This is a genomic window from Persicitalea sp. (genome assembly GCF_041751555.1).
GTDB lineage: Bacteria > Bacteroidota > Bacteroidia > Cytophagales > Spirosomataceae > Persicitalea.
The window spans coordinates 1-10410 of sequence record NZ_JBGSXF010000345.1 but is presented as its reverse complement, the minus strand read 5'-3'; the positions used below and the strand labels follow the sequence as shown (position 1 = coordinate 10410).

Below are 10410 nucleotides of genomic sequence, written 5' to 3'. Positions count from 1 at the left end.
GCCTCCGCGACCCATAACCCTATTAACAACCCATTCACTCATTCAAAATTGAAAATGGTAAACCCCGACGACTTCCGTTACGACGGAAGCAAAGAATTCAAGCTCAAAGAGCTGGACACCAAGATTTCCGAAATTTATAAGGATAAGGACGACTACAAGGATATCTTGGCCGACAACTCCGACGCGCTCGACGACCTGCAAAGCATGATGTACGCCCACAACCGCTATGGGCTGTTGGTGATTTTTCAGGCTATGGACGCGGCGGGCAAAGACGGTACTTTGAAGCGCGTGTTTGCGGGTGTCAACCCCATTGGCGTCAAGGTACATTCCTTCAAGCGGCCCAGCGAGAACGAACTCGAACACGACTTCATGTGGCGCACCTCGGTACTTCTGCCTCAGCGCGGCAGTATCACGGTGTTCAACCGCAGCTACTACGAGGAAGTACTGGTCGTAAAAGTGCATCCCGAAATCGTAACCAATGTACAGCGACTACCCCAGGAATTCACGGAAAATATGTACACCCTCTGGGAACAGCGTTACCAGGACATCAGGAATTCGGAAAACTACCTGTACAACAATGGCATTCGGGTCATCAAATTTTTCCTGAATGTTTCCAAGAAAGAGCAAGCCGAGCGCCTCATCGACCGCATCGACAATCCGTCCAAAAACTGGAAGTTTGAGGAAGGCGACGTGAAGGAGCGAGAATTCTGGGACGATTACCAGCAAGCCTACGAGGAAGCCATCAACGCCACCGCCACCGAAACCGCCCCCTGGTACGTCATTCCTGCCGACGATAAGAAGAACATGCGCCTGATCGTCGGTCAAATTATCGCAGCAGAGCTAGGTAAAATGGATATGAACTACCCCGAAGCTGACGAAGAACGCCACGAAGAATTGAAGCGGTTTGTCAAGGTTATCAAGGAGCAGAATTAGGTCAACGGTTAAAGGGCTAAAGGTCAAACGAGGTTCTACGATTTCCTGATACATCCAGTTGAAATCCGCGAACCGTTTACCGTTTTACCGTTTTACCCTTGACCTTTTCGTACTTTGTCGCTCTACAACGGAATGTTTCCGTGTTTTTTCTTCGGCAGGACGTCCACCTTGTTTTCAAGCATAGCGAAGGCACGGATTAGTTTTTCGCGGGTTTGGGAGGGATAAACTACCTCGTCCACGTAACCGCGTTGGGCGGCGCGGTAGGGGTTGGCAAATTTGCGGGTGTATTCGTCCACTTTCTCCTGCAACTTCGCCGCCGGGTCTTCGGCTTCGGCAATTTCTTTCTTGAAAATAATCTCGGCCGCGCCGCTCACACCCATTACGGCGATTTCGGCGGTAGGCCAGGCGTAGTTCATATCGGCCCCGATGTGCTTGGAATTCATTACATCATAAGCCCCACCGTAGGCTTTGCGGGTGATGACCGTGATGCGAGGCACGGTGGCCTCGCAGAAAGCGTAGAGTAGTTTGGCCCCATTGGTGATGATGGCATTCCATTCCTGATCGGTGCCGGGCAGGAAGCCGGGTACGTCTTCCAGTACCAGCAGCGGGATGTTGAAACTATCGCAAAAACGCACGAAGCGGGCAGCTTTTTGACTGGCGTTGATGTCCAGTACTCCGGCCAAAACGGCGGGTTGGTTGGCCACGATGCCAATGCTTCGTCCCGCTAGTCTGGCAAAACCTACCACGATATTCTCGGCAAAGTACTTATGGACTTCGAAGAAGCTACCCGCATCGGCTAGTTCTTCGATAACTTCCCGGATGTCGTAGGGTTGGTTGGGATTTTCGGGAATAATGTTGTCTAGGGCGGGACGTGACTCGTTACTTGTTTCGTAAGGAAGCCGCGGCACGTCGTCCTCGCAATTCTGGGGAACGTAGCTGAGTAGTTTTTTTAGATACTCGATGCATTGCACTTCGTTGGCCGCCACAAAGTGCGTTACACCCGACTTGGTGGCGTGTGTCATTGCCCCGCCGAGTTCTTCGGAAGTCACGTCCTCATGGGTCACAGTCTTGACTACGTTCGGCCCCGTCACAAACATGTAGCTGGTGTTCTCGACCATCATGATGAAGTCGGTAATGGCCGGAGAATACACCGCTCCACCCGCACAGGGGCCCATCACGGCCGAAATCTGCGGAATGACGCCCGAGGCCAGGGTATTTTTGTAGAAGATATCGGCGTAGCCTGCCAGCGAAACTACCCCTTCCTGAATCCTGGCCCCACCCGAGTCGTTTAACCCGACAACGGGCGCGCCATTTTTCAGGGCCATGTCCATAATTTTGATAATTTTCTCGGCGTGAGTTTCGGACAGCGAGCCACCAAAGACCGTAAAATCCTGTGCGAAAACATAGGTAAGCCGTCCGGCAATGGTACCGTAGCCCGTAATTACGCCATCGCCCAAATAGTGCTCTTTATCCAGGCCAAAGTCTTTGGCGCGGTGCGTGACAAATTTTCCGATTTCCTCAAACGAGCCTTCGTCCATCAGTAATTCGACACGCTCGCGGGCGGTTAATTTTCCCTTTTTGTGTTGCGCCTCGATTCGCTTCTCGCCGCCGCCCAGCAGGGCTTCGGCATTCTTTTTATCCAAAACTTCGGTTCTTTCAGTCGTCGCGTTGCGCGTTTTCATATTCTTTATTTCAATCGTACTTTTACTTTTCACAACCTTAAATCAGGATTACGGGCAATTTACAGAAACGATATAGGATTGCAAGAGTAGTACTACGCAAGCACCCGCAATGGGGAATGACGCTTTGGCTACTGTGGGTACTTTTGGGTACTACCTGTGCCGCCCAACCGACGGGCGGACGCGCGGGTCTCACTTTCCTACAACTACCCGCCAATGCCCGTCTGGCCGCTCTGGGTTCGCGGCATTTTACATTGCCGGGCTCAGAATCCACGCTTTTTATTCAAAACCCTGCTTTGTTGGATAGCGCAAAATCCAAAAATCTGGCACTATCGGTCATGCCCTATCTGGCCGATACGCGACTGGTAAATTTGGCCTATGTGCACTCCTTCAAAAAAATAAAGGGCGTGTGGGCCGGAGGAGTCCAGTACCTCAATTACGGCACCCTGACGCAGACCGACGATTTAGGCAACGCCATCGGCGAATTTCGGGCGGCAGACTACGCGCTGTCGGTGGGCTATGGCAATACCATTCAGAACATTACTGTGGGCGGCGCGGTTAAAATGGTCGGCTCGTCGCTGGAAAACTACCGGCTGTGGGGGCTAGCGCTGGATTGGGGCGCGGTGTTCAAGCATCCAAAGCGTGATTTAACCGCCGGATTTGTGGTGAAGAATTTGGGGTTTTTGCGACAGAACTACGCCGGAGGCGACGCTCCTCCCCTCCCCTTCGATGTCCGTATTGGCATGACATTTAAGCCTGAATACATGCCGCTGCGTATATCATTGACCGCGCATCACCTCAATGCCTTCGACCAAGTGTACAACGACCCGGCCCTGTTTTTTGACTTTGACAACAACGGCAATCGCATTCCGCGAAAAATCGCTGTTCCTGAGAAGCTACTGCGGCATTTGACGGCCGGGGCGGAAATTTTACTTCATCCAAAATTTCGCCTCATGCTGGGATATGACCATCTGTTACGACAGGAATTGCGGCTGCGGGAGACAGGTGGCTTGTCGGGTATTTCTTTTGGCGGATGGTTGAAAGTGAAACAGTTCGAGTTCATCTTCGGTCGTTCGCAACTGGCGGCTGGGATGGGAATAAGTACTTTTGGGATGAATGTCAGTCTGCAAAAATGACGGAGAATTTGGGCGGGTATGGTTGTTTTGGAATGAAGGCACAAAGTGGCAAAGGCACAAAGGCATAGAGTTTGAGCCAGAGTTAAGTTTGTGGAAGCAACTCATTATAAAACAGAATTTAAAAAAAGGAAAAGACCATCTACTGGTGGTAGTTTACCACTAATTTCCAATTTCATAAAATAGAAAAGGCCGAAAGCCGAAAGCCTTGTCAGGCTGAGCGTAGCCGAGGCCCAATAGCCAATAATGACTGAACACTTAGAGAAATTAACCCCTCGGCAGATTGTGGCCGAACTGGATCAATACATCATCGGGCAACACGACGCCAAGCGCAACGTGGCTATTGCCCTGCGCAACCGCTGGCGGCGGATGAACAGTCCCGAGGATATGCAGAATGAGATTATCCCTAACAATATTTTGATGATTGGCGCGACGGGCGTGGGTAAGACCGAGATTGCCCGGCGGCTAGCCAAAATCGCTGATGCACCTTTCGTGAAAGTGGAAGCCTCCAAGTTTACCGAGGTAGGCTACGTGGGCCGTGATGTGGAGAGCATGGTGCGCGACTTAGTGGAGCAGGCCGTCGGGATGGTGAAGGCGCAGAAGAAAGAGGAAGTAAAAATCCGAGCCGAGCAAATGGTCGAGGACTCAATTCTGGATATTCTGATTCCGCCGATGCACTCGTCAGGTGCCTCGGGCACCTCTGGCGTTAGTTTTGAGAATGGTGCTGCCAATTCCGATTCTATGCCCGATAGCGACCAGGAACTCAACCAACGTACCCGCGAGCGTTTCCGGGAGAAAATCCGCAACGGTGAACTGGACGACCGCAAGATCGAGATTGAGGTCCAGCAAAGCGGTGGGCCCAACGTGGGCATGATCGGCGGCGCGATCGACGACGTGTCAATGATGAATATTCAGGAAATGATCGGCAACATGATGCCAAGCCGGGGCAAAAAGCGCAAAGTGACCGTAGCCGAAGCCAAAATGCTACTTCTCGAAGAGGAGGCCTCTAAGCTCATCGATATGGACGAGGTTAAATCTGAAGCCATTCAGAAGGCCGAAAATCTTGGGATTATTTTCATAGACGAAATCGACAAGGTCGCCACCAGCCGCTCGGGTGGGGGCGGCGGTCCCGATGTGAGCCGCGAGGGTGTACAGCGCGACTTGCTACCCATCGTGGAAGGAAGCGCCGTGAATACCAAGCACGGCATTGTCAACACCGACCACGTTTTGTTTATCGCCGCCGGGGCCTTTCACGTATCCAAGCCTTCGGATCTTATCCCTGAATTGCAGGGACGCTTTCCGATTCGGGTGGAACTGCAAAGCCTCACTCAGGACGATTTTTACCAAATTCTGAAGGCTCCTAAGAATGCCCTGACCAAGCAGTACATTGCTATGATGAAAACTGAGGAAGTCGACCTGGAATTCGAAGAAGACGCCATCCGCGAGATTGCCAAAATTGCCTTCGACGTCAACAGCGAAGTCGAAAACATCGGTGCTCGCCGACTGCAAACGGTCATGAGTTCACTGCTCAACGATTTCATGTTCGATATTCCTGACGAAATCGGCCCCAACTCCCTGGTGACCGTCACGAAAGACCTGGTTGGAGAAAAGCTCTCCAAACTAGTGCAGAACCGGGATCTGAGTCAGTTTATATTATAATTTTGAATGATAGAATGTGTGAATGATAGAATACTAGACTTAGTATTCAAGCTATTTTATCATTCAAAATTCACTAATTCCCAATTAATAGTAAAGCCACTCCAACGCCCGCGGGAATTCTTCACCCCAGCGGGCTTCGTTGTGTTTGCCTAGCGGGTCGATTTCGAGGTTGAGGTGGACGCGATCATAGCCGAAGCCTTGCTGTCCGAGGGTTTCGTAAAGCGATTCCAGGTTCCTGACCATGTTGGTCCCTTCACGCTTGCCGCCGTAGAGGTACATACGACTTTCGAATGGTTCGAAAAAATGAACCGCGTCAAAATAGATGCGGGGTGACAGCCAGAGTGAAGGCGAGAAAATCATCAGTTTGCTGAATACCAGTGGGTGCATAAGTCCAGCGTAGGCCGCCAGCAAGCCGCCCAAAGAGCTACCGCCAATGCCCGTATTGAGGCGATCGGGCAAGGTGCGGTACTTGTTATCGATTTCTGGTTTTAGAGTTCTCGTAATAAATTTCAAAAAATCCTTGCCTTTACCCTTACCGTGGCGTTTGGTATCATAAGGCGAAAACTCCCGAATGCGCTCCTTGTCGCCGTGGTCAATGGCGATGATGATGACGTCGCCTCGCCCCCTTGCCGAAAGTACTGCCAGTTTGCGGTCAATGCTCCAATTGCCGTAGGACGAGCCTTCGCCGAAAAGATTCTGCGCGTCGGTCAGGTACAATGTTGGATAATGGCGGTCGGGTTGCTCGTGGTAGTTATGCGGTAGCAGTACCTGAATGCGGCGATTGGTAGCAAGCTGCGGAATTTCATAGGATTCAGACAGCAGTTCGGTGACGGGCATCAGGTCGTCATTGAGCGAAACGCCTTCCTCCCGCCAGTGGGGAACAAAATCCTGTATCGTATCGACCTGCCCCAACGTGGCCGAGCGGTTGAGCGGGGCTGTGCCTCCAGTGTCGAGTTCGACGTGATTCCAGTCGCCCTTGGTGTACTTGTATTCCAGATTTTCGGGAAGATCGATTTCGGCGGGGAAAGTAAACTCGTAGCAGCCGGGTGCTACTTTCTCCATTTTGAAACGGTCGATGTTGCCGATCCAGTCGCAAAAATTGCCCGAAACATAGATCGGGCGATCATCAATGACAGGAGTAGTTAGTTGTAATTTTAAAGTCTTAGTGGGTGCTTGTATTGTTGCAGTCATATTGTGTGTATTTGTCTATCAGCCCCAATAATAGCTATTATAAACAGAATTGAAAAGTCAGGGCGCTGTTTTTAGTGTCAGATCGACAAATTGAAAAGGGTAATCGTGGCGCTCGTCTGCCGGATGAAGGTCATTCTCAATAATTTCCCAATCGAAAAGGTTCGGAATTATAAAGTACGTATCCCCATCGATTTTGGTTTGCACCCGCGTGAGGTAGATTTTATTGGCCAGCTTTCGCGCTAACGCTTCTTTGTATATTTCGCCGCCACCGATGATAAAAATCTCCTCGGCCCCCAGAGTTTTAGCTTCTTCAATAGCTTCTTCAAGAGAATGCCCGACCAGCACACCCTCCGCTGAAAAATCTTGTGAGCGGGTGATGACGATTGAGGTTCGGCCCGGCAGTGGCTTACCGATGGAGTCGTAGGTTTTGCGTCCCATGATAATCGGGTGGCCTATTGTCAACCTTTTGAAGCGCTTCAAATCGTCCGACAGCCGCCAAAGTAGTCTGTTATCTCTACCAATGACGCCATTCTCAGCGGCAGCTACGATGAGGGATATGTCCATATTCTTTTGCATGTTACAAGCCCTAGAAGGCCCGACAATTGATTGGCTTTTATTCTGGGCGATTCGGCGTCCCGACTTTGCGCGCTTGCGAGATTACGGCAACCGATACCCTCGCAGGAGTTCGTCAATTTTCATTCGTCTTTTCCCTTCCAACTGCAATTCGCGTGCAGAAATCCAGCCATTGGCGGCTCGAAAATGCAGAAAGTTCTTTTGGTCGGTGCGGTAAGTGCCTGGTTCTGTTGAACCGTTCGGCAATCCTTCTTCAACTACTGCCACCGCATAAAGTTTGCAATTCATTCCGTTCAGCGTTGTCCAGGCCGCCGGGTATGGCGACAAACCACGCACGAAGTTTCTGACCTCGGCGGCAGGGCGGTTCCAGTCGATTTCGCAGTTTTCGCGGAAAAGTTTGGGGGCTTCTTTTCCTGTCCGCATCGGCGGCTGCGGAATCTGCGGGTAGTCTCCAACCGCGATAGCCCGCACGGTTCGCAAGACGAGTGCTGCGCCTTTCTCCATCAGCCTTTCGTACAGCGAACCTGCCGTGTCGTCGGAGGTGATTTCTTCTTTTTCCTGAAAAATAATTTTCCCGGTGTCGATTTCCTTTTCAATAAAAAAGGTCGTCGCGCCCGTCACGGTTTCACCATTCATGATCGCCCAATTAATGGGTGCTGCGCCCCGATAGTCGGGTAGTAGTGAGGCATGGAGATTGAAAGTACCCAGTCGCGGCATGGCCCACACCACCTCAGGTAGCATCCTGAATGCCACTACGACTTGTAAATCGGCATTCAGGGCGCGGAGCCGTTCTAAAAAATCAGGGTTGCGCAACTTCTCTGGTTGCAGCACCGGAATATTATTCGCCACAGCGTATTGCTTCACGGGCGATTCGTTCAGTTTTTGGCCCCGGCCCGCCGGGCGATCAGGGGCGGTGATAACTGCTACGACCTCGCAGCCCTTTTCAACCAGTATTTGCAGACTTGGCACCGCGAATTCGGGCGTTCCCATGAAAATAATTTTGAGCATAGTAGTGGATTTTGGACGTTGGATTTTGGACTGGTTCGTTGGTGGCTAGATTTATTCAGAGTTCAAAACTAAGTGTCCAACATCCAACGTCTAACGTCCAAAGTACATTTACCTTTCTCGCCGCAATCGCTGCGCGATGGAACTTACGATAACGAGTTGAGAGGCATGATAAAGCAAAATTGGTAGCAATAAAATTCCGGCGCTAGGCAGACCTGCAAAAAGCACCTTTGACATTACCGCTCCCTGTATGAGTGATTTTTTGGAGCCGCAGAATAAGGCCGTAATTCGATCCTCAGGCTTAAATTTCAATATTTTAGCGGTAAACGAAACGATTCCATACACTAAAAAGAATAGGACAATCATCCCAAGCCAAAGCCACAGAAGTTCCCGCCAGCCTAGTAGCGAAAATACGCCGCTATCGAAGGATTCACAGAAGCTGGTGTAAACGATCAGCAGAATCACGCTCTTATCAAAGTTGCCCAGTTCTTTGCGGTACTTTTCAGCAATTTCACCCCAAAACCGATGCATCAGCATTCCCGCCATGACGGGCAGCAGTACCTGAACGATCAGTTTCAGGATCACTTCTTCCATATCGAAACTGGCTGAGGCGGTATTCATCAACAGACCCATCCACAGCGGCGTAATAAACACGCCCAGCAAGCTGGAAATGCTGGCGTTGAAAATAGCGGCGGGGATGTTACCCCCGGCCAGCGATACCATAACTACCGCCGACGACACCGTACCCGGCAGTGCCGCCAGAAAAAAAATCCCCAGCCACAGCGTTTGGCTTTCGGTACTTTGGAAAAAGGGCTTTACCGCTAAAATCAGCAAGGGAAAAAGCAGAAAGGTGGCGGTATGAATCAGCAAATGCAGCTTTGGATTGCCCAGTCCGACGCGCAACTGGCTCAGATTAAGCTTCAGACCGTAAAAAAAGAAAATGATCGTCACGCCGTAGCCCGCCACTTTTCCCAGCGGCACAGGGGCCGACGAAGTACCCGGATACGGCCAAAGCCAGGCCAGAAAGATCACCCCAAAAAGCGCCAGAATAAAGCCATCGAGTCCCAGCCTTTGGATGATTGACCAAAAGTTATTACGGTGCGAAACAGAAGGTCGAGACACTATTGGGAGGCCGTTTTGGAGGGAAGCAAAGCAAGCAAATATATTACTGGAAACGAAATTCACTTCGTCCCAAACGCCTAAAATTGCCTTAATTTGCCGCTTCGAACTTATCAGACGTAGAGTCTATGCCACACCGAATATCACTAAGTGCCCTTTACCATACTTTCTTTTTCTGGCTCGAACGCCGCTTAGGAGCACCGAATTGGCTTTGGAAACTAACATTCGTTAGCGTAGCCATTTCAATTTTTTTAGCATTTCCAGCCTACTCATTGTTGTATGGTCACCTCAATGGCCTAAATGTCATCGATGCTTGGGCTTTCATAGAAATACAGTCGCACGACCTGTTACACCCGACCAAAGTCGATGTATATATTCGCCGCGAGAATATGATTTTTCGCTGGTTCTTGCCCGTGCTATCCTGGCTGACTGGCCACAATATTGTGTTGATACTCGTCATTCAGGCGGTGCTAGGCATTTTGTTCATCTACCTTTCGGCCAAACTCTATTTTAGCTTTTCGAAGGATAAAGTGCAGACCGCCCTTTTCACGCTGGCCATCGCTAACCTGTTGGTCGGGTCGTTCGGCTTTGTGGATGTCATCGGCTACGGAGATGGATTTGCCTGTTTTTTTCTGTTGGTGTGTTTGGTCACGCGGCAGCCCATCCTGTTTTCGCTCAGTCTGCTTACCTCGTTTCTGGTAGATGAGCGAGCCTTGATGACGGCGGGATTTGTGTGCTTATGGTGGATCACGAAGGAGTACCTTGCGCTGAAAGACAGGCGGGATGGCTTTGGCAGATTCTTTACTGCTACGCTGAAAAGCCCGGCTTGGCTGGTAGTAGTCTGCTGGGTCGTGTATTTGTCTGGACGCACGTACGTTCGATTGCGCTATTTCCCGGATCACGGTTATTCTACGCTGGGCACACCCGTGCTACTCGCCGACGCCCACCGTTTCGGGTTTGGCAGCAGTCTGTGGACAGCCTTCGAAGGGATGTGGCTACTCATCGGTGCGGCTTTTTTGTTGCTTTGGTGCAGCGGAAACCGGTTTTTGCTCCTCGCGCTCGTTATTGGGATGTTGGTGTTAATCGTGTCCGTCGTATTCATCCACGACATCGACCGG

The 10410-nt window shown here is 50.9% G+C and carries 9 protein-coding genes; 4 read left to right on the top strand and 5 right to left on the bottom strand.

The annotated features are described in order from the left end of the window. Positions 1 to 933 (top strand): polyphosphate kinase 2 family protein (locus ACEW8P_RS12395; RefSeq protein WP_373513393.1); only part of this gene is annotated, 933 nt, incomplete at its 5' end. A 122-nt stretch (positions 934 to 1055) separates the two neighbouring features. Here ACEW8P_RS12395 and ACEW8P_RS12390 read toward each other — a convergent pair. Then, positions 1056 to 2615 carry an acyl-CoA carboxylase subunit beta gene (locus ACEW8P_RS12390; RefSeq protein WP_373513392.1) on the bottom strand — a complete coding sequence of 520 codons (1560 nt, stop codon included), beginning with the start codon at positions 2613 to 2615 and terminating at the stop codon, positions 1056 to 1058. A gap of 116 nt (positions 2616 to 2731) precedes the next feature. On the opposite strand from ACEW8P_RS12390, the gene porQ reads away from it, so the two are divergent. Then, a complete protein-coding gene (gene porQ / locus ACEW8P_RS12385; protein WP_373513391.1) occupies positions 2732 to 3748 on the top strand; it encodes a type IX secretion system protein PorQ in 1017 nt (338 codons plus the stop codon). 243 nt (positions 3749 to 3991) lie between these two features. After that, a complete protein-coding gene (gene hslU, locus ACEW8P_RS12380) occupies positions 3992 to 5404 on the top strand; it encodes an ATP-dependent protease ATPase subunit HslU (protein WP_373513390.1) in 1413 nt (470 codons plus the stop codon). Between the two features lie 84 nt (positions 5405 to 5488). On the opposite strand, the gene ACEW8P_RS12375 is transcribed toward hslU, so the two are convergent. From ACEW8P_RS12375 to ACEW8P_RS12360, 4 genes are all read right to left on the bottom strand, one after another. After that, a complete protein-coding gene (locus tag ACEW8P_RS12375) occupies positions 5489 to 6595 on the bottom strand; it encodes an alpha/beta hydrolase (RefSeq protein WP_373513389.1) in 1107 nt (368 codons plus the stop codon). Between the two features lie 57 nt (positions 6596 to 6652). Next, entirely contained in the window at positions 6653 to 7159 is a 507-nt protein-coding gene (locus tag ACEW8P_RS12370) for a dihydrofolate reductase (RefSeq protein ID WP_373513388.1), read from the bottom strand. A gap of 93 nt (positions 7160 to 7252) precedes the next feature. Next, positions 7253 to 8176: a methionyl-tRNA formyltransferase gene (fmt, locus tag ACEW8P_RS12365; protein WP_373513387.1), complete on the bottom strand. Its 924-nt coding sequence runs from the start codon at positions 8174 to 8176 to the stop codon at positions 7253 to 7255. Between the two features lie 108 nt (positions 8177 to 8284). Next, positions 8285 to 9295, bottom strand: a complete 1011-nt coding sequence (locus tag ACEW8P_RS12360) for a bile acid:sodium symporter family protein (protein WP_373513386.1) — start codon at positions 9293 to 9295, stop codon at positions 8285 to 8287. Positions 9296 to 9420: 125 nt separating this feature from the next. On the opposite strand from ACEW8P_RS12360, the gene ACEW8P_RS12355 reads away from it, so the two are divergent. Continuing rightward, on the top strand, positions 9421 to 10410 hold a 990-nt coding region (locus tag ACEW8P_RS12355), incomplete at its 3' end, for a hypothetical protein (protein WP_373513385.1).

Bases quoted from the DNA above. Each gene is read 5' to 3' on its own strand.
- hslU (WP_373513390.1), top strand. From the start codon at position 3,992: ATGACTGAACACTTAGAGAAATTAACCCCTCGGCAGATTGTGGCCGAA.
- ACEW8P_RS12375 (WP_373513389.1), bottom strand. From the start codon at position 6,595: ATGACTGCAACAATACAAGCACCCACTAAGACTTTAAAATTACAACTA.
- ACEW8P_RS12390 (WP_373513392.1), bottom strand. From the start codon at position 2,615: ATGAAAACGCGCAACGCGACGACTGAAAGAACCGAAGTTTTGGATAAA.
- fmt (WP_373513387.1), bottom strand. From the start codon at position 8,176: ATGCTCAAAATTATTTTCATGGGAACGCCCGAATTCGCGGTGCCAAGT.
- porQ (WP_373513391.1), top strand. From the start codon at position 2,732: ATGACGCTTTGGCTACTGTGGGTACTTTTGGGTACTACCTGTGCCGCC.
- ACEW8P_RS12370 (WP_373513388.1), bottom strand. From the start codon at position 7,159: ATGGACATATCCCTCATCGTAGCTGCCGCTGAGAATGGCGTCATTGGT.